This is a genomic window from Paracoccus isoporae (assembly GCF_900101865.1).
GTDB classification, from domain to species: Bacteria; Pseudomonadota; Alphaproteobacteria; order Rhodobacterales; family Rhodobacteraceae; genus Paracoccus; species Paracoccus isoporae.
This window is the reverse complement of record NZ_FNAH01000001.1, coordinates 159705-179629: the sequence shown is the minus strand read 5'-3', so window position 1 is coordinate 179629 and position 19925 is coordinate 159705. Positions and strand designations below refer to the sequence as shown.

Sequence of the window (19925 nt, the reverse complement as noted above, 5' to 3'; positions counted from 1 at the left end):
GGGGTCAGTTGCGGGGCGTGTCAACGGGCGTTGCTCCGGCGCGGCGATCGGGCGCATGGCGGGGGGCGGGCCTGGGCTGCGCCTGCGGCCGGGGTGGCGGTCAGCTCAGCGCGATCTGCCCGCCGGCGAGCCGGGTCAGCCGGCCCTTCAGCTCCAGCTCGATCAGAAGCGAGGACAGTTCGGCCGCGCGCAGCCCGGTGTCGCGTGCCAGCGCGTCCTGATCGGTCGGGCTGGCCGAGAGATGCTGGAGCACCAGCCTTGTGGCATCGGCGGCGCGGGTCGCGCCGCGATGCGGGAAGGGCAGAGCGGGGCGGGCCGGCGCGGGGGGCGGCGGGTCGGCACTCGGCGGTGGTGCCGGCTGCGCGCCCGGTCCGGCCCCATCCGGGTCTGGCGCCAGATCGGTGGCGGGCGGGTCTGCTCCGGGCAGGCGCGGGGCGAGTTCGGGCAGCGCGGCCAGCACGTCATCGGCATTGCGCACCAGGATCGCACCGTCGCGGATGAGCTGGTTGCAGCCGCCGGCGCGGCCATCGACCGGGTGGCCCGGCACCGCCAGCACCTCGCGCCCCTGGTCGAGCGCGTTGCGCGCGGTGATCAGGCTGCCGGAGCGTGGTGCGGCCTCCACCACCACGACGCCATGGGCGAGACCGGAGATGATGCGGTTGCGCAGCGGGAAATGCCGCGCGACCGGAGCGAGGCCGGGGGGCTGTTCGGAGATCAGGCAGCCCCGGTCGCAGATGGTTGCGGCCAGCACCCGGTTCTCCCGCGGGTAGATCACGTCGATCCCGCCGGCCATGACGGCGATGGTGCCGGTTTTCACGCTGGCCTCATGCGCGGCGCTGTCGATGCCGCGGGCCAGGCCGGAGACGATGCGCAGCCCGCGTTCGGCCAGCCCGCGGGCGAGGCCGCGGGCCATGCGCAGCCCCAGCGAGGAGGCGTCGCGCGCCCCGATCACGGCAATCGACGGATCGCGCAGGATGGCGGCATTGCCCTTGATCCAGAGCACCGGCGGCGCATCCGCGATCTGACGCAGCAGCGGCGGGTAATCCGCATCGTCGAAGCGCAGCAGCCGCGCGCCGGCGCGGTGCCCGGCCCGCAATTCGGCTGCCGCCGCGGCCTCGGAGCAGGGCGCGTAGGCCTCGATCCCGGCGCGTCCGGCAATCTCGGGCAGGGCGGCGAGCGCCGCGCCGGCACTGCCATGTTCGGCGATCAGGCGGTGAAAGCTGGCCGGACCGACCCGGCGGGAGCGAATGAGACGGAGGATGGTCGGATCATCCTCTCTCGCGGTGGGTGGGGTGTGGGGTGTGTTGAAAGAAAACAACCTCATCGACCTCTCCGCCTCATCCGCGACCCGTTTTGGGGGAGATTGGTTAAGATCCCGTTACCGCGAAGCGGGGCGGCGGGATGGCGGGGCGAAGGCCGAAATCGGTCGCGGCCGCGTCGAGGGGCAGGCCCCAGGGCGACTGCCCTGTCACGCCGCGGCCGAGCCGCCCACCGTCAGCCCGCCGATCATCAGCGTCGGCAGGCCGACCCCGACCGGCACCCATTGGCCGCGCTTGCCGCAGGTGCCGATGCCGGGGTCGAGCGACAGATCATTGCCGATGGCCCGGATCTGCTGGAGCGCGGTGGCGCCGTCGCCGATCAACGTGGCGCCCCGGATCGGGGCGCCGACCTGGCCGTTCCTGACCCGGTAGGCCTCGGTGCAGGAGAACACGAACTTGCCATTGGTGATGTCCACCTGCCCGCCGCCGAAGCCGACCGCGTAGATCCCGTCGCGCAGATCGGACAGGATCGCGTCGGGGCTGGCATGGCCGCCCAGCATGAAGGTGTTGGTCATGCGCGGCATCGGCGAATGGGCATAGCTTTCGCGCCGCCCGTTCCCGGTCGGCGCGACCCCCATCAGCCGGGCGTTCTGGCGGTCCTGGAGATAGCCGGTGAGCACCCCGTCCTCGATCAGCACGTTGCGACCCGGTGCGCTGCCCTCGTCATCGACGCTGATCGAGCCGCGCCGGTCGGGGATGGTGCCGTCGTCGATCACGGTCACGCCGGGGGCGGCCACGCGCTGTCCCATCAGCCCGGCAAAGGCGGAATGACCCTTGCGGTTGAAATCCCCCTCCAGCCCGTGGCCGACCGCCTCGTGGAGCAGGATGCCGGGCCAGCCGGGGCCGAGCACCACATCCATCACCCCCGCCGGTGCCGGTTCGGCGCCAAGATTCACGCGCGCGATGCGCAGCGCCTCGGCCACCTGGGCCTGCCAATGGTCCGGTTCGATCAGCCGGTCGAGCGCGATGCGCCCGCCGCCGCCGGTGCCGCCGCTTTCGCGGCGGGCATTATCCTCGACGATGACTGCGACATACAGTCGCGCCATCGGGCGGATATCGGTCACCAGCCCGCCTTCGGGGCGCAGGATCGCCACCTCCTGCAGGGCCGTGGCGATGGAGGCGGTGACCTGCACCACGCGCGGATCGAGGGCGCGGGCATGGGCGTCGATCTCGCGCAGCAGATCGATCCTTGTGGCGATGTCGATCCCCGCCGCCGGATCCCGCGGGCGGTAGAGGGGCGTGATCGCGCCTTGCGGCGGCAGCGCCAGCGACGCGCCGCCATTGCCGACCGCGAGACGCACGGTTTCGGCCGCGCGTTCAAGGGCAGGCTGGGTCAGTTCGGTGGAATGGGCGTAGCCCGTCACCTCGCCGGTCACCGCGCGCAGGCCGAAGCCGCGCCCGGCCGTATAGCTGGAGCCGCGCAGCCGCCGGTCGTCGAAGGTCAGGGTTTCGGAATGCGCGCGTTCGACGAACAGCTCGCCGTCATCGGCCCCGTTGGTGGCGTCGCGCAGCACGCGGAGCGCCGCGTCGCGGTCGAAATGATCCTCGAAAGGGGCGAAAGTCGCGTCTGTCATGCAGCCATCCCGAAAATCATTTACAATGCACATGGGCCCGGCGAGTCGGCATCAGCCGACTTGTCGCAGGCAGGGTTTTGTGGTTGTAAACGGAAAAAGTCTGACTCGGAAGGGCGGAGCATCCGTTTCGCGCCTTGCGACGCATGCGACCGGAAATGGCAAGGGATACTCGGATGGTGGCTCCAGCGATGATGCGCCGCGCGATGGCGGCAGGGATGGGTGCGGCGGTGATGCTGGCGTCGGGCGTGGCGTTCGCGCAGGACCGTGCCAGCGATGCGCTGGGCGAGTTGCCAGTGATCGGCAAGCCGGTGCCGCGCGGCCTGGGCTTCCAGCCGGCCTCGAGCCCGCAGGCGGCGGACCAGCAATGGCTGGATCACTATGTCCTCATCATCATCACCGTGGTCACGGTCTTTGTCTGCGGCCTGCTGCTGTGGTGCATCGTCCGCTATAACCGCCGGGCCAATCCCGATCCGGCGCGGTTCAGCCACAACACCCCGGTCGAGATCACCTGGACGCTGGTGCCGATCCTTATCCTGATCGCGATCGGCGTGTTCTCGCTGCCGATCCTGTTCCGCCAGCTTTCGGTGCCGGAAAATCCCTCGGTGGTCATCAAGGCGATCGGGCATCAGTGGTACTGGTCCTATGAATACCCGGAAGAGGAGATCGCCTTCGACGCCATCATGCTGCCCGAGGAGGAGCTGGAGGCCTATGGCTACAGCCAGGACGAGTATCTGCTGGCCACCGATAACGCGGTCGTGGTGCCGGTGGGCGAGGAAGTGCTGATGCAGTTCACCGCCACCGACGTGATCCATTCCTGGACCATTCCGGCCTTCGCCGTGAAGCAGGACGCGGTGCCGGGCCGGATCGCGCAGCTTGCCTTCACCGCCGAGCAGGAAGGCGTCTATTTCGGGCAGTGCTCGGAGCTGTGCGGGATCAACCACGCCTATATGCCGATCGTGGTGAAAGCGGTGCAGCCCGACGTCTATGCCGCCTGGCTGGAGGGTGCGAAGGTCGAGTTCGCCGCCGCCGATCTTAAGAACGCCAGGCCGATCCAGCTTGCCGCGAAGTGATCCGAATTGACCGACGTGACCACATATCAGGCACAAGGTGAGGCCGAATTCGGCGATTATGTCGCGCTGCTGAAGCCGCGCGTCATGTCGCTGGTGGTGTTCACCGCCTTTGTCGGGCTGGTCGTCGCGCCGGGCGGGATGCATCCACTGGTCGCCTTCTGCGCGGTGCTGTTCATCGCCATTGGCGGCGGCGCGTCCGGTGCGCTGAACATGTGGTATGACGCCGATATCGACGCTGTGATGCGGCGCACGCGCGCCCGTCCGATCCCCGCCGGGCGGGTGTCGGGGGCGGAGGCGCTGGGTCTCGGGCTGGCGCTGTCGGGTCTGTCGGTGATGATGCTGGGGCTGGCGGCGAACTGGTTCGCGGCCGGGTTCCTGGCCTTCACCATCTTCTTCTATGCGGTCGTCTATACGATGTGGCTGAAGCGCTCGACCCCGCAGAACATCGTCATCGGCGGGGCGGCGGGGGCGTTTCCTCCGATGATCGGATGGGCCTGCGCGACGGGCGGGATCAGCCTCGAGTCGCTGCTGATGTTTGCGCTGATCTTCTTCTGGACGCCGCCGCATTTCTGGGCGCTGGCACTGTTCATGAAGGAGGATTACCACGAAGCCGGGGTGCCGATGCTGACCGTCACCCATGGCCGCGATGTCACGCGCCGCCATATCTTCGCCTATACGCTGGTGCTGGCGCCCTTCGCGATCTGGCTGGGGCTGACCCCGGTTGGCGGGCCGGTCTATCTGGGGGTTGCGGTGGCGCTGAACGCGCTGTTCATCTGGCGCGGCTGGCAGGTGATGCGGCGCAGCGACGCGCAGTCCAATGCCGATGGGCACAGGGCGGAGAAATCCTTCTTCAAGCTGTCGCTCTATTACCTGTTCGCGCATTTCGCGGCGCTGCTGGTTCAGCACTGGGTGGCGGCGTGATGGCGCTGCGCACCGAACATGAGCTGCATGCCCGCCGCCGGTCGCGCAATCTCGGCCTGCTGGTGGTGCTGATCGGTTTTGCGGCGCTGGTGTTCGCGCTGTCGGTGGTCAAGGTCAGCACCGGCGGGGGCGCGGCGCTGGAAGGATACGACCACCAGGTCCGGCCCAGCCTGCTGCCCCGCGACGAGGGCGTCGAGATCGCGCCGAGCGATGATCCGGTGGCCGCGCCCGGCACCCCGGCGGCCGATGCAGGCGCGAGGGCCGAGCCATGAAGATTTTGCCGCAGGACCGCAATCAACGCGTCGTCGTCTCGCTTCTGGGCGTGGTGGTGGTGATGGGTGCGCTCGCCTGGGCGGCAGTGCCGTTCTATAACTGGTTCTGCCGGGTCACCGGCTATGGCGGGACCACCCAGGTCGCGGAGAGCGCGGGCGGTCAGGTGATCCTGGACGAGACCATCACCATCCGCTTCGACGCCAATACCGAACCCAGCCTGCCCTGGTCCTTCAAGCCGATGCAGCGCGAGATGACGATGCGGATCGGTGAAAGCGGCATGGCCTTCTACGAGGCGGTGAACAATTCCGACCGGACCATCACCGGGCGCGCCTCCTATAACGTGGCCCCTGATATTGCCGGGTCGTTCTTCTACAAGATCGATTGTTTCTGCTTTACCGAGCAGACGCTGAAACCCGGCGAGCGGATCGAGATGCCGGTGAATTTCGAGGTCGATCCCGAGATCGTCAACGACCGCGACGCCTACAAGGTCCGCGACATCACCCTGAGTTACACTTTCCATCCCTTCGAGACCGACGCGCCCGAGGCCGACACCCAGGCCGCGTTGACGACCGAAGCGGACGGGACCAGAATGAACTGACGCAATAGCGGGGACAGCCAATGGCGCATGCGAAGAACCACGACTACCACATCCTGCCGCCCTCGCTCTGGCCGCTGCTGACCTCGGTCGCGGTGTTCGTGATGCTGACCGGCGCCGTCGTCTGGATGAAGGGCGGCGGTCCCTGGGTGAACCTGATGGGTCTGGTCGGCGTGCTGTACTGCATGTTCGGCTGGTGGGCCGATGTCGTCCACGAGGGCGAGACCGGCGATCACACCCCGGTGGTGCAGATCGGCCTGCGCTATGGCGTGATCCTGTTCATCACCTCGGAGGTGATGTTCTTCGTCGCCTGGTTCTGGGCCTTCTTCAAGAACGCGCTCTACCCGATGGGGCCGGAAAGCCCGATCCGCGACGGGGTCTGGCCGCCAGAAGGGATCGTGACCTTCGATCCGTGGCATCTGCCGCTGATCAACACGCTGATCCTGCTGCTGTCGGGCTGCGCGGTGACCTGGGCGCACCATGCGCTCGTCCATGAGAACAACCGCAAGGACGCGATCACCGGCACCGCCATCGCCGTGGTCCTGGGGATCTGCTTCACCATCCTGCAGGCCTATGAATACAGCCATGCCGCGTTCGGCCTGTCCGACACGGTCTATGGCGGGGTGTTCTACATGGCGACGGGGTTCCACGGCTTCCACGTCATCATCGGGACGATCTTCCTGTTCGTCTGCCTGATCCGGCTGATGCGCGGACAGATGAGCGACAAGCAGCATATCGGATTCGAGGCTGCGGCCTGGTACTGGCACTTCGTCGATGTGGTCTGGCTGTTCCTGTTCTTCGCCATCTATATCTGGGGCCGCTGACCAACAGGGGTCGCCGCGCCGCGACCCTGACTGTCACGATCCGGACGGCGCAGCGACGCTGCGCCGTTTTTACATGCCGGCCCCGCCCTGCCGGTGGTTTGTCCGCGTTGGAGCCCCATGCGCCGCTCGATCATCCCCCCGCTGATTTTCGGTCTCGTCGGCACGGCGATCCTGCTGAGCCTGGGATTCTGGCAATTGCGCCGGATGGAGTGGAAAGAGGCGATGCTGGCCGAGATCCAGTCGGGCATCGACGCCGCCCCGCAGGCGCTGCCCGCCGATCCCGACCCGTCGATGAAATATATGCCGGTGCTGGTGAGCGGCGAGACGACAGGCCAAGAAATCCTCGTCCTGTCGGGCTCCAAGGAGCGGGGCGGGGGGTATAACGTCATCTCGGCCTTCGAGACCGATGATGGGCGGCGCATCCTGCTGGATCGCGGTTTCATCGATCAGGATCAGCGCCGCGAGGATCGACCGCCAGCCGCGCTGCGGGTGCGGGGCAATCTGCACTGGCCACAGGAAAAGGGCAGCGCCACGCCCGAGCCGGATCTGGCCGCGGGAATCTGGTTTGCCCGCGACGTGCCGGCCATGGCCGGGATGCTGGGGACCGAGCCGGTGCTGGTCGTTGCCGCCGCCGCCGAGGGCGAGACGCAAGGGGTCGTGCCGATCCCGGTCTCGATCGAGGGGGTGCCGAACAGCCATCTGTCCTATGCGGTGCAGTGGTTCCTGTTCGCGGCGACCTGCGCGGGGATGACACTCTGGTTCATCTGGCGTATCAGGCGCCGGACATATTAGGAACGGACCATGCGTTACATCTCGACTCGGGGTCAGGCTCCGACACTGGATTTTGAACAGGCGATGCTGACCGGGCTGGCGCGCGATGGCGGGCTGTATCTGCCCGAGGCGATCCAGCAGATGGACGACATCGCGTCGCTTGAGGGGCTGGCCTATGAGGAGGCCGCGCTGCGGGTCATCAAGCCGTTCCTGGGCGAAAGTTTCTCGGATGACGAACTGACCCGCGCCATAGATGCGGCCTATGCCGGGTTCGGCCATGTCGCCCGCGCGCCGCTGCGCCAGCTTGCGCCCGGCCATCACCTGCTGGAGCTGTTCCACGGCCCGACGCTGGCCTTCAAGGATTTCGCGATGCAGCTGATCGGGCAGCTGTTCCAGATCGCGCTGAAACGTTCGGGGCAGAGGATCACCATTGTCGGCGCGACCTCGGGCGATACCGGCTCGGCGGCAATCGAGGCGTTTCGCGGGCTGGACAATGTCGATGTGTTCATCCTCTACCCGCATGGCCGCGTGTCCGAGGTGCAGCGCCGGCAGATGACGACGCCGGAGAACGAGAATGTCCACGCGCTGGCGTTGGACGGGCATTTCGACGATTGCCAGGCGCGGCTGAAGGATCTGTTCAACGATCACGCCTTCCGCGACGAGGTCGGGCTGGCCGGGGTGAATAGCATCAACTGGGCGCGGGTGCTGGCGCAGGTGGTGTATTACTTCACCGCCGCGGTCAGCCTGGGCGCGCCGCATCGCGCGGTCGATTTCACCGTACCGACCGGGAATTTCGGGGATATTCTGGCCGGTCTCGTGGCCAAGCGGATGGGGCTGCCCATCGGGCGGCTGGTGATCGCGACCAACCAGAACGACATCCTGCACCGGGCGCTGACGACCGGCGAATACCGGACGGGAAAGGTCGCGCCGTCGATCTCGCCGTCGATGGATATTCAGGTCAGCAGCAATTTCGAGCGCGCGCTGTTCTGGGCCTATGATGGCGATGCGGCGGCGGTGCGTCAGCTCATGGAGGAGCTGCGCCAGGGCGGGTTCACCATCAGCCAGGGCGCGTTGCAGGCGCTGCGCGAGGATTTCGTGTCGGGCCGGGCGTCCGAGGCCGAGACCACCGCGATGATACGCACCATCCGCGAGGAAACCGGAGAGATCCTGTGCCCGCATAGTGCTGTCGGCGCGAAGGTGGCGCGCGACCATCTGCGCGAAGGTGTGCCGATGGTGACGCTGGCCACCGCGCATCCGGCAAAGTTTCCCGATGCCGTCGAACAGGCGACCGGCATCCGCCCGGATCTGCCGCCGCATATGGCAGGTCTGTTCGACAAGCCCGAGCGCAGCAGCCGGGTTGAAAACGACGCCGCGGCGCTTAAATCGCTCATCCGTGAACGGAGGACGGTTTGAGCGATACGAACATCACCATTCTGGATAACGGTCTGCGGATCGTCACCCGCAACATGCCCGGCCTGCATTCCGCGACGCTCGGCCTCTGGGTGGGGGCCGGGGGCCGCGATGAGCGGGTCGAGCAGAACGGCATCGCGCATTTCCTTGAACATATGGCGTTCAAGGGCACGGCGCGGCGCAGCGCCCTGCAGATCGCCGAGGAAATCGAGGATGTGGGCGGTTATATCAACGCCTATACCTCGCGCGACACCACCGCCTATTACGCCCGCGTGCTGGAGGCCGACACCGCGCTGGCACTGGATGTGATCTCCGATATCGTGCTGAACCCGGCCTTCGATCAGCGCGAGATCGAGGTCGAGCGCGGGGTGATCCTGCAGGAGATCGGGCAGTCGCTCGATACGCCGGACGACGTGATCTTCGACTGGCTGCAGGAGGCCGCCTATCCCGATCAGGCCATCGGGCGCACCATTCTGGGCCCGGCGGAGCGTGTGTCGGGATTTGGCCGTCCCGATCTGTCGCGCTTCGTGGCCGAGCATTACGGGCCCGAACAGCTTGTGCTGGCCGCGGCGGGCGCGGTCGATCACGACGCCATCGTGCGCCAGGCCGAGACGGTGTTCGGCGGTCTGACGAAGCGCCCGGCGGCGCGGCGCGATGCCGCCCGCTGGACCGGCTCGGAGACCCGCCGGATCAAGGATCTCGAACAGGCGCATTTCACCCTGGCCTTCGAGGGGCCGGGTTATCTGTCGCCGCATTACCACGCCTCGCAGATCTGGACTGTGGCGATGGGGGGCGGCATGTCCTCGCGCCTGTTCCAGAAGATCCGCGAGGAGCGCGGGCTGTGCTATACCATCTTCGCGCAGTCGGGCTTCCACGACGATACCGGCATGATGACGGTCTATGCGGGCACCGCGGCCGAGGATGTGGCCGAGCTGGCGCATCTGACGGTGGAGGAGCTGAAACGCTCGGTCGACGATCTGAGCGATGCCGAGATCGCGCGGGCCAAGGCGCAGCTCAAGGCCGGCACACTGATGGGGCTGGAAAGCAGTTCCGGCCAGGCCGAGCGGATCGCGCGCAGCCTGGCGATCTGGGGGCGCGTACCCGACCCGGCCGAGACCGCGGCCCGGCTGGACGCGGTGACGCGGCAGGATCTGGCGGATTATGCCGCAGGGCTGATCGCGGGGCGGCCCGCCATGGCGCTCTATGGCCCGGTGGAGCGTGCGCCGTCGCTGGACGCGCTGAGCGAACGGCTCGCCGCCTGATGTTCGGACGGCGCCGTCCGATCCGCATCGAGACCGAGCGGATGGCGCTGCGCCTTCCCCAGCATTCGGATTTCACCGACTGGACCGGGCTGCGCATGGCCAGCCGCGATTTCCTGATCCCGTGGGAGCCGGTCTGGTCGGCTGACCATCTGTCGCGCAAATCCTTCACCAACCGGGTGTACTGGGCGCAGCGGGCCAGCCGCAACGGCAGCGCCATCCCGTTCTTTCTGGAACGCAAGCTGGATGGCGCGCTGCTGGGGGCGATCACGCTGGACAATATCCGGCGCGGCCCGGCGCAGATGGCCACGATCGGTTACTGGATCGGCGCGCCGCATGCGCGGCAGGGCTATATGACCGAGGCGATCGAGGCGGTGGCGCGGCATGCCTTCAGCGTGCTGGACCTGTCGCGGATCGAGGCTGCCTGCCTGCCGGAGAACGGTGCCTCTCGCGGGGTGCTGGAACGTGCCGGCTTCAAGTATGAGGGCGTGGCGCAGAGCTATCTTCAGATCAATGGCCGGTGGCGGACTCATGTGCTCTATGCCAATCTGCGCCACGACCGCAGGGGGCGGACCGGCGCGGGGTCGTGATCCGCACGCGCGAAGGGGTGAGACGATGCTGAACGATGCGGGCGCGGATCTGGCGGCAATGCTGCCCGACGGCGTGCTGCGGCCCATCGAGCCGCGCCATCTGGAGGAGCCGCGCGGGCGCTATGTCGGGCAGGCCGGTCTGCTGGCCGCACCACGCGACACCGAAGAGGCGGCCGCGGTGATCCGGGCATGTGCCGCGGCGCGGGTCGGCGTGGTTCCGTTGGGTGGCGGCACCGGGCTGGTGGCGGGTCAGGTCATGCAATCCGGTCCTGCACCGCTGCTGCTGTCGCTCGAACGGATGACGGCGATCCGCGATCTCTGGGCGCAGGAGAACGTGATGGTCGCGGAATCGGGCGCCACGCTGCAGGCCGTGCGCGATGCGGCCGAGACGGCGGGGCGGCTGTTTCCGCTGTCCATCGCGTCGCAGGGCACGGCGCAGATCGGCGGCGTGCTGGCGGCCAATGCGGGCGGGGTGAACGCGCTGCGCTATGGCACCGCGCGGGCGCTGTGCCTGGGGATCGAGGCGGTGCTGCCGGATGGCACGGTCATGCATGATCTGAAGCGGCTCAGGAAGGACAATACCGGCTATGATCTGCGCGATCTGCTGATCGGGGCGGAGGGCACGCTGGGCCTCATCACCGCCGCCAGCCTGCGCATGGTTCCGCCGCCCGCCGCACGCGGCGTGGCGCTGATGGTGGTGGAGGATCCTGCCGCCGCGCTGCGGCTGCTGGGGCTGGCGGGCGAGGCGGTGGGCGACGCGGTGTCGGCGTTCGAGCTGATCTCCGGGCAGGGGCTGCTCTTCCAGCAGGAGATGCTGCCGCATCTGCGCCAGCCCTTCGCCACGCCGCCGGACTGGATGGTGCTGATCGAGATCGGGCTGCCGGGCGGGGTCGATCCCGATGCCACGCTGGAGGCGCTGTTCATTCGTGGCGCGGAAGCGGGGCTGGTGACGGACGGCGTGATCGCGCAGTCCGGCCTGCAGGCGGAGGCGTTCTGGCAGATGCGCGAGGAGATCCCCGAGGCGAACCGGCGCATCGGGGCGATCTCCAGCCATGACATCGCGCTGCCCTTGTCCGAGATCCCGCGCTTCATCGCGGATGCCGGGCAGATGATCGCCGCGATGGGCGACATGCGGATCAACTGTTTCGGCCATCTGGGCGACGGCAATCTGCATTACAACGTGTTCCCCGCGCCGGGGCGCGAGCGGGCGGATTACGACGATCTGCGCGAAAAAATTCAGCATGACGTGCATCAGATGGTGGTGGCGCGCGGGGGATCATTTTCGGCCGAACACGGCGTCGGGCGGCTGAAGACCGCCGATCTGGCCCGATGGGCCGATCCGGCGCGGCTGGCCGCGATGCGGGCGATCAAGGCGGCGCTCGATCCGGCCGGGATCATGAATCCGGGCGCCGTGCTGGCGTGAGGGGACTTGCCCGCCCCGGTCCCGCGCCCTAGCCTTCGTCCATGCTGCCCTATCTCGCCCGCCGGATGATCTCTCTTGCGCTCAGCCTGTTGGTGGCGTCGCTGGTGATTTTCCTGCTGGTCGAGATGGTGCCGGGCGATCCGGCGACCTTCATGCTGGGCACCGGCGCCCAGCCCGAGACGCTGGCCGCGCTGCGCGCGCAGCTTGGCCTCGATCAGCCGCTGCCGGTCCGTTATGCAAGCTGGCTTTTGCAGATTCTGTCGGGCGATCTGGGGCAGAGCTTTACCTACAAGACCCCGGTGACGGGGATGATCCTCGACCGGATGCAGGTCTCGCTGCCGCTGGCGCTGATGGCGCTGGCGCTGGCGGTGCTGATCGCCTTTCCGATCGGGCTGTTCGCCGCGGCGCGCCGGGGCGAGGCGGGCGACACGGCGATCATGTCGGTGACGCAGATCGGAATCGCGCTGCCGAATTTCTGGTTCGCGATGCTGCTGGTGCTGCTGTTCGCGGTCCGGCTGCGCTGGCTGCCTGCGGGCGGGTTCGGCGGCTGGGACGCGCCGGGGGCGGCGCTGCGGTCGCTCTTGCTGCCCGCCGTGGCGCTCGCGCTGCCGCAGGCGGCGATCCTGGCGCGGGTGCTGCGCTCGGCGCTGATCGAGACGATGGACCAGGATTACATCCGCACCGCGCGGGCCAAGGGGCTGAGCCGGGGCAAGACTCTGCGTCGCCACGCGCTGCGCAACGCGCTGATCCCGGTGCTGACGATCATGGGGATGCAGTTCTCGTTCCTGCTGGCCGGGGCGATCATCATCGAGAACGTGTTCTATCTGCCCGGTCTGGGGCGGATGATCTTTCAGGCAATCAACCAGCGTGACCTGATCGTCGTGCAATCGGCGGTGCTGGTGCTGGTGGCGGCGGTGATCGCCGTGACCTTCCTGGTCGATCTGGCCTATGCCGCGGTCGATCCGAGGCTGCGCACGCGATGAGGTGGACCCTGATCCTTGGCGGCATCCTGGCCGGTCTGGCGATGCTGGCGGCGGCGCTGTCCTTCCTGTGGACCCCGCATGACGTGGGTCAGATGGCGGTGGCCAGCAAGCTGCAGCCGCTATCCGGCACGTATTGGCTGGGCACGGATCATTTCGGCCGCGACATCCTGTCGATGGTGATGGTCGGGGCCCGGACCTCCATCGCGGTGGCGGTGGTGGCGGTGGGCATCGGCATGGGGTTCGGCGTGCCGCTGGGCCTGCTGGCCGCGGCGGGGCGCGGCGGCTGGGTGGACGAGGTCATCATGCGCGGCAATGACCTGATCTTCGCCTTCCCGTCGCTGGTCATCGCGATCCTCATCACTGCCGCCTTCGGGCCGAGTGCTGTCAACGCCATCATCGCCATCGGCATCTTCAACATCCCCGTCTTCGCCCGCGTCACCCGCGGGGCGGCGATGCCGATCTGGACGCTGGATTACATCCGCGCCGCTCAGGTGGCGGGCAAGGGTCGGCTGCGGATCAGCCTGGAGCATATCCTGCCCAACACGCTGAACCTGCTGATCGTGCAGGGTACCATCCAGTTCAGCCTGGGCATTCTGGCCGAGGCCGGGCTGTCCTATGTGGGACTCGGCGCGCAGCCGCCCACGCCAAGCTGGGGCCGGATGCTGGCCGAGGCGCAGACCTTCGTCACCATCGCCCCGCATGTCGCCATCATCCCGGGTCTGTGCATCTTCGCCACCGTGCTGGGGCTGAACCTGCTGGGCGACGGGCTGCGCGACGCGCTCGACCCGCGGCTGAAGGTGATGCAGGCGTGATCGCGCTGGAGAATCTCTCGGTCGCGATCCGCGGCACGCCGATCCTGCGCAATGTGGATCTGACGCTCGCGCCGGGACAGATCACCGGGCTGGTGGGCGAGTCCGGTTCGGGCAAGTCGATGACGGCGCTGGCGATCATGGGGCTGTTGCCACGCGGCGCAGTGGCCGGGGGCGCGGTTCGTCTGGACGGGCAGAACCTGCTGACCACGCCGGAATCCGCGCTGTGCCGGATCCGCGGCAACCGGATCGGCATGATCTTCCAGGAGCCGATGACCGCGCTGAACCCGCTTATGACCATCGGCGACCAGGTGGCGGAGGTGCTGCGCATCCATCACCGCATGTCGCGCGAGGCGGCGCGCGCGCGGGCCCGCGACCGGCTGGACCGGGTCGGGCTGCCGGGGCCGCGCTTTCCGCTGACGCTCTATCCGCATGAGCTGTCGGGCGGGCAGCGGCAGCGCGTGGCAATCGCGCTCGCCATTGCCGAGGCACCGGATCTGCTGATCGCGGATGAGCCGACCACCGCGCTCGACGTCACGACGCAGGCGCAGATCCTCGATCTCTTGCGCGATCTGGTGCGAGAGGCGGGGATGTCGCTGCTGCTCATCACCCATGATCTGGCGGTCGTGGCCGGCATAGCCGATCAGGTGGCGGTGATGCGCGAGGGCGAACTGGTCGAGAATGGCGAGACCGAGGCGCTGTTCCGCAACCAGCAGCATCCCTATACCCGCGCTCTGTTTGCCGCCTCGCGACATGTCCCCGCCCGCGTGACGGCGCAGGCCGATGACACGCCGATCCTGTCGGTGCGCGACGCGGTGCGGGAATATGTCCTGGCGCGCCGGACGACATTCGGGCCGCATGAGGTGCTGAGGGCGGTCGATGGGGTCAGTTTCGACATTCAGGACGGCGAATCGGTCGGGCTGGTGGGCGAATCCGGCTGCGGGAAATCGACCCTGACCCGCGCCATCCTCGGGCTGGACCCGTTGCAGGGCGGCGAGATCCGGCTGGACGGAGAGGCGGTCGGGCCGGGTGGGGCGATGCCGGCCGCGCTGCGCGCGAAAGTCCAGGTCGTGTTCCAGGATCCGTTCGGCAGTTTCGATCCCCGCTGGCGCGTGGACAGGTTGCTGGCCGAGCCGTTTCACCTGACCGGAAGGCCCCGAAACTGGCGAGAACGGGTCGCAGAGGCGCTGTCGGAGGTCGGGATCGATCCCTCCGCCGCGCGCCGGCATATCCATGAATTCTCGGGCGGCCAGCGGCAGCGTCTGGCGATTGCCCGCGCGCTGATCATCCGGCCGCGGCTGATCGTGCTGGACGAGGCGGTGAGCGCGCTCGATGTGCAGGTGCGCGCGCAGGTGCTCGACCTGCTGGCCGATCTGCGCCGCAGCCACGGCATGGCCTATCTGTTCATCAGCCATGATCTGGGCGTGGTGCGCGGTGTCACCGACCGGGTGCTGGTGATGGATCGCGGCGGGATCGTCGAGCAGGGGCCGACCGAACGGGTGATGGGCCAGCCCGCCCATGCCACGACACGGCGGCTGATGGCGGCGATGCCGGAAATCCCCGCCGATTGGAGTGTCGTCTGAGCCGCGCCGGGTGTGCGGGCTTCCCTTCGCGTGCGGCGCGCGCTACCCCCGGCACATGACCCTTCCCGTCTTCTCTCCCGATCAGGCCGAGGCCTGGGACACGCTGTCCGAGGTGCTGGCCACGGCCGGGGTCGATCTGGTGGCCGAAGAAATCCTGCCGCCCCAGCCCGGCAAGGCGCGGGTGCTGGCGGTGATCGGCAAGGCGGGGTCGGGCAAGACCATGATCCTGGCCGCGCTGACCAAGGCGTTGCGCGCGGCCGGGGTGGATCTCATCAGCGGCGATTACGAGGGCCGAAAGCGCAAGGACCGTCGCACCGTGGCGGTGCTGGCCCCGACCAACAAGGCGGCCTTCGTGCTGCGGATGCGCGGGGTTCCGGCCACGACCATTCACCGCATTCTCTATACCCCGGTCTATGACCCCGAATACGAAAAGATCGCCGATTGGCTGACCGGCACGGGCGAGCGCCCGGTGATCGAGGGGTTGACGGATCAGGCGCTCGACCGGGCGCGGGCGTTCTACGATCAGCATGCCTCCATCCCCGGCGCATTGGCGGCGGCCGGGCTGCGCGGATCGGACTTCATCAAGGGCTGGAAGCGGCGCGAGGACGGGCTGGATATCGGGCTGATCGACGAATCCTCGATGCTGGACGAACGGCAATTCGAGGATCTGCGCGAGATTTTCCCGGTGCTGGTGCTGTTCGGCGATCCGGCCCAGCTTGCGCCGGTCGGACAGTCGGGCGAGATGGTGTTCGACCGTCTGGCCGCGCGGCAGAAGCTGGTGCTGAACCGCATCCACCGGCAGGCCGGCGACAGCCCGATCCTCGACCTCGCCCATGCGCTCGGCGATCCGGAGGTCGATTTCGCCGGGTTCGAGCGGCTGGTGCGCGACGCCGCCGCCAGCGATCCGCGCGTGATCTGGGCCGAGCGGGTGGAATCCGATCTGATGGCGCGCAGCCCGGTGCTGGTCTGGCGCAACGCCACGCGCATCCGGCTGATTACCGCGTTCCGGGCCGCCTACGGTGCACCGGGCGACGCGCTGCTGCCAGGAGAGCCGCTGATCTGCGACGGGCTGGAGCTGCCGCTGAAACATCGCAAGAAACGGATCGACCTGGAGGCGCGGGGGCTGATCAAGGGCGCGCAGGTGGTCTATCTCGGTCCCGGCAAGAAGCCCGGCTTCTCACGGCTGCATGTGATCGGGGCGGAAGAGCCACGCCTGTCGGCGGCCTCGATCGTGAAGATCGAGATGCCGGAGGAGGACGAGCCGTTCATTCCCTTCGCGGCGCGGATGGGGGCCAGCTTCTTGCACGGCGCGGCGGTGACGATCCACAAGGCGCAGGGCAGCCAGTGGCCCGATGTGCAGGTGTTCGGGCCGGATATTTCGGCCGCCGCATGGTCGGGCCGCAGCGAGGCCGGGATCCCGCTGTGGAAGCGGCTGACCTATGTCGCGATCACTCGGGCGCAGCAACGCCTGTTCTGGGTGACGCGGGCACGGCTGGCGCGGCCGACCGCAGGGCTGGGGACCGAGGATCTGGCGGCGCCGGTCTCGACGCTGGAACTGGAGCGGATCGACCGCGAGGCGGGCTGACGGATCAGGCGCGGCGCGCGGGCGGCGGACCCGATTCCAGCGCCTCGATCCGGGTTTGCAGCCGTTCGATCAGCGCCTCGCGCGGCAGGCCGGTCTCATGCGACAGGCGCAGCAGGCCGAAATGCACACGCGCCATCTCCTGATAGTAGCGGGCGAAGGCATAGTTTATCGAGGCGCCGGCGACGGCACCCAGCACCGGCACGGCCTGCGCACCCACCTTGGCCAGCAGCCGGGTGGCGATCTGCGGGGCGAGGCTGGTGATCAGCGTCTGCAAGGTGCGCCCGCTGACGGTCAGCCGCGCGGCCAGAAGCCCGGTATCGGTGCCGTCATCCTCGGACAGCGGCCCGCCGGAGGCGAAGACGCGCAGCGCCTCGGCCTGGACGGCGTCGCTGCGCGTGTCCAGACCGTGCTCATCGGCGATTTCCAGGATCGCGCGCAGCAGGATCGTCACCGTGACCGGCAGCTCGACCACCGCGCCGGTCAGACCGGCGGCCCCGCCGACCGCGCCCGCCGCTGTCGTGCCCATCCGGTTGAACCAGTCGCCGCGGTCGCGCAGCACACCGCGCGAGGCGGAAGCGACCCGAAACGTACGGCGCAGCGCGGCCTCGACGCCGCGGTCGAGGCGCTTGCGCATGAAACCCGGCATGCGCTTCATCAGCGCCTCGCCTCCCCCGCCGACGCGGTCAATCAGGTCCATCGCCAGGCCGCGCGCTTCGAGATAGCGGCGGGCCAGCCGGTCGATCTCGGCCAGAACGCTGGGATCGCTGATCGGGGGCAGGACGAGCGGTGGACGTTCTGGCATGGGCTGTATCCCTTCAGTCTGGACCGGATCCGCCGGCCGGTTGCACCCGCCCGCTCAACCGGCCGGGGCGGGGCCGATGGCGCGCGAGACCGGACCCGTGATGTCAACCCATGCCCCGTCGCGGAGTTCCAGCCCCAGCACCCGATCGGGATTGGTGGGGGGCGGCATCTCGACCCCGTCCAGCCGGGCGAAACCGAAGCGGGAATAATAGGGTGCATCGCCCACCAGCATGACCCGCTCCCAGCCTGCGTCGCGTGCACGCGACAGGCTTTCCTGCATCAGCCAGCCGCCCAGCCCCTCGCCCTGGGCAGTGGGGTGAACGGCGATGGGGCCAAGCAGCAGCACAAGGTGATCCGCCACGCGGACCGGCCAATAGCGGATCGCGGCGCGCAGCACGCCGCTCTCGCGCAGCACCAGGCACAGATCGCGCACCGGCGCCACGTCCTCGCGCAGCCGATAGGAGGAGAGCGCCGTCCGGCCCGGGGCGAAGCACAGATCCATCAGCAGCTCGACCTCGTGCCAGTCCTCCGGTTGTTCAGTGCTGACGTCCACCTGGCCTCCCCCGCCGCGCTGCGCGCGATGTGCGGGGATGCCTAAGCATGACCGGCGGAATTTGCAAGAATCGGGTGGACGGCCGGGCGGGGCGCGGGCAGGATGCGGCCTCCGAAGGAGGCGCCATGTTCTACCAACCTGAAAACGGTCACGGCCTGCCGCATAACCCGTTCAACGCCATCGTCGCGCCGCGTCCCATCGGCTGGATCTCGACCCGCGGGACGGATGGCGACAACCTGGCGCCCTACAGCTTTTTCAACGCCGTGGCCTATACGCCGCCGCAGGTGATGTTCGCCTCGACCAACACCAAGCCCGACCGTCAGACCACCAAGGACAGCGTGGCCCAGATCGCGGAAAGCGGGGTGTTCTGCGTCAATATCGCCTCGGCCGCGATGAAGGATCAGATGAATGCATCGAGCGCGCCCCTGCCCGCCGGGCAGAGCGAGTTCGAGGCGGCGGGGATCGAGGCCGCGCCCTGCCGGACCATCGACTGCGCGCGCGTGGCCTCGGCCCCGGCCAGCCTGGAATGCCGCATGACCCGGATCGTCCGGCTGGCGGGAGAGGCGAACTGGCTGGTGCTGGGTGTCGTCACGGGCGTGCATCTGCGCGACGACTGCGTCCGGGACGGAAGGTTCGATCTGCGCGGCGACGGCTGGCTGACCCGGATGGGCTACAAGGATTACGCCGCCATCCATGAGCTGTTCGAGATGGAGCGTCCGCAATGAACCCGAAAACCGTGAAGGACTATATCCGCAGCATCCATGATTTCCCGCATGAGGGGATCATCTTCCGCGATGTGACCACGCTGTTTGCCGACGCGCGCGGGTTCCGCATGGCGGTCGATCAGTTGCTGCACGGCTTTGCCGGCGCCCGCATCGACAAGGTGGCGGGGCTGGAGGCGCGGGGATTCATCCTGGGCGGGGCGGTGGCGCATCAGCTCTCCACCGGTTTCGTGCCGATCCGCAAGAAGGGCAAGCTGCCCGGCGCGGTGATCTCCGAGGCCTATGAGCTGGAATATGGCGAGGCGGTGATGGAAATCCATGACGACGCGCTGCAACCGGGCGAGCGGGTGCTGATCGTCGATGACCTGCTGGCCACGGGCGGCACGGCCGAGGCCGGGATCAAGCTGTGCACCCGGCTGGGCGCCGAGGTGATCGGCTGTGCCTTCGTGATCGACCTGCCGGAGCTTGGCGGGCGCAAGCGGCTGGAAGAGATGGGCATGCCGATCCACACGCTGACCCAGTTCGAGGGGCTATAGCGGCCTCACCGCGTGCGACCGTTCCAGCCGGGCGGCCGCTTCGCCACCCAGCCATAGAAGCGCGCCAGTTCGGGATGGGCGCGCAGCGCCGCCACGCTGTTGAAATGGCGGGCCAGCTCGGTTTCGCTCAGCGTCTTGTGGATGACCTTGTGACAGACATGATGCAGCAGCACCGTGGGGCCGCCCTTGCCGCCGCGCAGTTTCGGGACCAGGTGATGCCGGCTTTGCGGCACATCCGGCGGGATCGGCCGGTCGCAGAGCGGGCAGACCGGCGTGTCGTCCGGTGACTGCCGGGCGCCATCGGCCGGATCGTGCCGCGCCATG

General features: G+C 68.3%; 21 protein-coding genes. 16 read left to right on the top strand and 5 right to left on the bottom strand.

Annotated elements, in window-relative coordinates; genetic code table 11:
* Window positions 1-100 precede the first annotated feature (100 nt).
* Both dprA and tldD read right to left on the bottom strand, forming a co-directional pair.
* The gene (gene dprA, locus BLT73_RS00910) at window positions 101-1324 is read right to left on the bottom strand and encodes a DNA-processing protein DprA (protein WP_090520039.1); all 1224 of its coding nucleotides are present in this window, start codon (window positions 1322-1324) and stop codon (window positions 101-103) included.
* Window positions 1325-1468: 144 nt separating this feature from the next.
* The gene (gene tldD / locus BLT73_RS00905) at window positions 1469-2893 is read right to left on the bottom strand and encodes a metalloprotease TldD (protein WP_090520037.1); all 1425 of its coding nucleotides are present in this window, start codon (window positions 2891-2893) and stop codon (window positions 1469-1471) included.
* Between the two features lie 173 nt (window positions 2894-3066).
* On the opposite strand from tldD, the gene coxB reads away from it, so the two are divergent.
* From coxB to BLT73_RS00835, 14 genes are all read left to right on the top strand, one after another.
* Window positions 3067-3963 (top strand): cytochrome c oxidase subunit II, encoded by an 897-nt coding sequence (coxB, locus tag BLT73_RS00900; RefSeq protein WP_090520035.1) that lies wholly within the window; start codon window positions 3067-3069, stop codon window positions 3961-3963.
* Window positions 3964-3969: 6 nt separating this feature from the next.
* A complete protein-coding gene (gene cyoE, locus BLT73_RS00895; protein ID WP_090520033.1) occupies window positions 3970-4884 on the top strand; it encodes a heme o synthase in 915 nt (304 codons plus the stop codon).
* Window positions 4884-5156, top strand: coding sequence for a hypothetical protein (locus tag BLT73_RS00890; protein ID WP_090520032.1), 273 nt, complete (start codon window positions 4884-4886; stop codon window positions 5154-5156). Before cyoE ends, BLT73_RS00890 begins: the two co-directional genes overlap by 1 nt.
* Complete coding sequence (locus tag BLT73_RS00885) at window positions 5153-5755, top strand: cytochrome c oxidase assembly protein (RefSeq protein ID WP_090520030.1); 603 nt, start codon at window positions 5153-5155, stop codon at window positions 5753-5755. Before BLT73_RS00890 ends, BLT73_RS00885 begins: the two co-directional genes overlap by 4 nt.
* A 20-nt stretch (window positions 5756-5775) precedes the next feature.
* Window positions 5776-6576 carry a cytochrome c oxidase subunit 3 gene (locus BLT73_RS00880; protein ID WP_090520028.1) on the top strand — a complete coding sequence of 267 codons (801 nt, stop codon included), beginning with the start codon at window positions 5776-5778 and terminating at the stop codon, window positions 6574-6576.
* 117 nt (window positions 6577-6693) lie between these two features.
* On the top strand, window positions 6694-7368 hold the full coding sequence (locus tag BLT73_RS00875) for an SURF1 family protein (protein WP_090520026.1): 675 nt from the start codon (window positions 6694-6696) through the stop codon (window positions 7366-7368).
* A gap of 9 nt (window positions 7369-7377) precedes the next feature.
* The gene (thrC, locus tag BLT73_RS00870; RefSeq protein ID WP_090520023.1) at window positions 7378-8760 is read left to right on the top strand and encodes a threonine synthase; all 1383 of its coding nucleotides are present in this window, start codon (window positions 7378-7380) and stop codon (window positions 8758-8760) included.
* Entirely contained in the window at window positions 8757-10019 is a 1263-nt protein-coding gene (locus BLT73_RS00865) for a M16 family metallopeptidase (protein WP_090520021.1), read from the top strand. The genes thrC and BLT73_RS00865 overlap by 4 nt, the downstream gene beginning before the upstream one ends.
* Window positions 10019-10606 carry a GNAT family N-acetyltransferase gene (locus tag BLT73_RS00860; RefSeq protein WP_090520019.1) on the top strand — a complete coding sequence of 196 codons (588 nt, stop codon included), beginning with the start codon at window positions 10019-10021 and terminating at the stop codon, window positions 10604-10606. Before BLT73_RS00865 ends, BLT73_RS00860 begins: the two co-directional genes overlap by 1 nt.
* Before the next feature lie 25 nt (window positions 10607-10631).
* The gene (locus BLT73_RS00855; protein ID WP_090520018.1) at window positions 10632-12029 is read left to right on the top strand and encodes an FAD-binding oxidoreductase; all 1398 of its coding nucleotides are present in this window, start codon (window positions 10632-10634) and stop codon (window positions 12027-12029) included.
* Between the two features lie 41 nt (window positions 12030-12070).
* Entirely contained in the window at window positions 12071-13012 is a 942-nt protein-coding gene (locus tag BLT73_RS00850; protein WP_090520015.1) for an ABC transporter permease, read from the top strand.
* The gene (locus BLT73_RS00845) at window positions 13009-13824 is read left to right on the top strand and encodes an ABC transporter permease (protein ID WP_090520014.1); all 816 of its coding nucleotides are present in this window, start codon (window positions 13009-13011) and stop codon (window positions 13822-13824) included. Before BLT73_RS00850 ends, BLT73_RS00845 begins: the two co-directional genes overlap by 4 nt.
* Entirely contained in the window at window positions 13821-15404 is a 1584-nt protein-coding gene (locus BLT73_RS00840; protein ID WP_090520012.1) for an ABC transporter ATP-binding protein, read from the top strand. The genes BLT73_RS00845 and BLT73_RS00840 overlap by 4 nt, the downstream gene beginning before the upstream one ends.
* Before the next feature lie 55 nt (window positions 15405-15459).
* Window positions 15460-16989, top strand: coding sequence for an ATP-dependent DNA helicase (locus BLT73_RS00835; RefSeq protein WP_090520011.1), 1530 nt, complete (start codon window positions 15460-15462; stop codon window positions 16987-16989).
* A 4-nt stretch (window positions 16990-16993) separates the two neighbouring features.
* Here BLT73_RS00835 and BLT73_RS00830 read toward each other — a convergent pair whose 3' ends face one another.
* Together BLT73_RS00830 and BLT73_RS00825 are read right to left on the bottom strand one after the other, a co-directional pair.
* Window positions 16994-17791: an EcsC family protein gene (locus BLT73_RS00830; protein WP_090520010.1), complete on the bottom strand. Its 798-nt coding sequence runs from the start codon at window positions 17789-17791 to the stop codon at window positions 16994-16996.
* A gap of 54 nt (window positions 17792-17845) precedes the next feature.
* A complete protein-coding gene (locus BLT73_RS00825; protein WP_281246286.1) occupies window positions 17846-18343 on the bottom strand; it encodes a GNAT family N-acetyltransferase in 498 nt (165 codons plus the stop codon).
* 125 nt (window positions 18344-18468) lie between these two features.
* On the opposite strand from BLT73_RS00825, the gene BLT73_RS00820 reads away from it, so the two are divergent.
* Entirely contained in the window at window positions 18469-19068 is a 600-nt protein-coding gene (locus tag BLT73_RS00820) for a flavin reductase family protein (protein WP_090520887.1), read from the top strand.
* Window positions 19065-19601 carry an adenine phosphoribosyltransferase gene (locus tag BLT73_RS00815; RefSeq protein ID WP_090520008.1) on the top strand — a complete coding sequence of 179 codons (537 nt, stop codon included), beginning with the start codon at window positions 19065-19067 and terminating at the stop codon, window positions 19599-19601. The genes BLT73_RS00820 and BLT73_RS00815 overlap by 4 nt, the downstream gene beginning before the upstream one ends.
* A 5-nt stretch (window positions 19602-19606) precedes the next feature.
* Here BLT73_RS00815 and BLT73_RS00810 read toward each other — a convergent pair whose 3' ends face one another.
* Entirely contained in the window at window positions 19607-19924 is a 318-nt protein-coding gene (locus BLT73_RS00810; RefSeq protein ID WP_090520006.1) for an HNH endonuclease, read from the bottom strand.
* Window position 19925 lies beyond the last annotated feature (1 nt).

What these genes read in the sequence shown, in the direction of transcription:
- BLT73_RS00885 (WP_090520030.1), top strand. Translation starts at nt 5,153, where the DNA reads ATGAAGATTTTGCCGCAGGACCGCAATCAACGCGTCGTCGTCTCGCTT.
- BLT73_RS00845 (WP_090520014.1), top strand. Translation starts at nt 13,009, where the DNA reads ATGAGGTGGACCCTGATCCTTGGCGGCATCCTGGCCGGTCTGGCGATG.
- BLT73_RS00850 (WP_090520015.1), top strand. Translation starts at nt 12,071, where the DNA reads ATGCTGCCCTATCTCGCCCGCCGGATGATCTCTCTTGCGCTCAGCCTG.
- BLT73_RS00860 (WP_090520019.1), top strand. Translation starts at nt 10,019, where the DNA reads ATGTTCGGACGGCGCCGTCCGATCCGCATCGAGACCGAGCGGATGGCG.
- BLT73_RS00890 (WP_090520032.1), top strand. Translation starts at nt 4,884, where the DNA reads ATGGCGCTGCGCACCGAACATGAGCTGCATGCCCGCCGCCGGTCGCGC.
- tldD (WP_090520037.1), bottom strand. Translation starts at nt 2,893, where the DNA reads ATGACAGACGCGACTTTCGCCCCTTTCGAGGATCATTTCGACCGCGAC.
- BLT73_RS00875 (WP_090520026.1), top strand. Translation starts at nt 6,694, where the DNA reads ATGCGCCGCTCGATCATCCCCCCGCTGATTTTCGGTCTCGTCGGCACG.
- coxB (WP_090520035.1), top strand. Translation starts at nt 3,067, where the DNA reads ATGGTGGCTCCAGCGATGATGCGCCGCGCGATGGCGGCAGGGATGGGT.
- BLT73_RS00835 (WP_090520011.1), top strand. Translation starts at nt 15,460, where the DNA reads ATGACCCTTCCCGTCTTCTCTCCCGATCAGGCCGAGGCCTGGGACACG.
- thrC (WP_090520023.1), top strand. Translation starts at nt 7,378, where the DNA reads ATGCGTTACATCTCGACTCGGGGTCAGGCTCCGACACTGGATTTTGAA.
- BLT73_RS00855 (WP_090520018.1), top strand. Translation starts at nt 10,632, where the DNA reads ATGCTGAACGATGCGGGCGCGGATCTGGCGGCAATGCTGCCCGACGGC.
- BLT73_RS00815 (WP_090520008.1), top strand. Translation starts at nt 19,065, where the DNA reads ATGAACCCGAAAACCGTGAAGGACTATATCCGCAGCATCCATGATTTC.
- BLT73_RS00830 (WP_090520010.1), bottom strand. Translation starts at nt 17,791, where the DNA reads ATGCCAGAACGTCCACCGCTCGTCCTGCCCCCGATCAGCGATCCCAGC.
- BLT73_RS00810 (WP_090520006.1), bottom strand. Translation starts at nt 19,924, where the DNA reads ATGGCGCGGCACGATCCGGCCGATGGCGCCCGGCAGTCACCGGACGAC.
- BLT73_RS00880 (WP_090520028.1), top strand. Translation starts at nt 5,776, where the DNA reads ATGGCGCATGCGAAGAACCACGACTACCACATCCTGCCGCCCTCGCTC.
- BLT73_RS00820 (WP_090520887.1), top strand. Translation starts at nt 18,469, where the DNA reads ATGTTCTACCAACCTGAAAACGGTCACGGCCTGCCGCATAACCCGTTC.
- dprA (WP_090520039.1), bottom strand. Translation starts at nt 1,324, where the DNA reads ATGAGGTTGTTTTCTTTCAACACACCCCACACCCCACCCACCGCGAGA.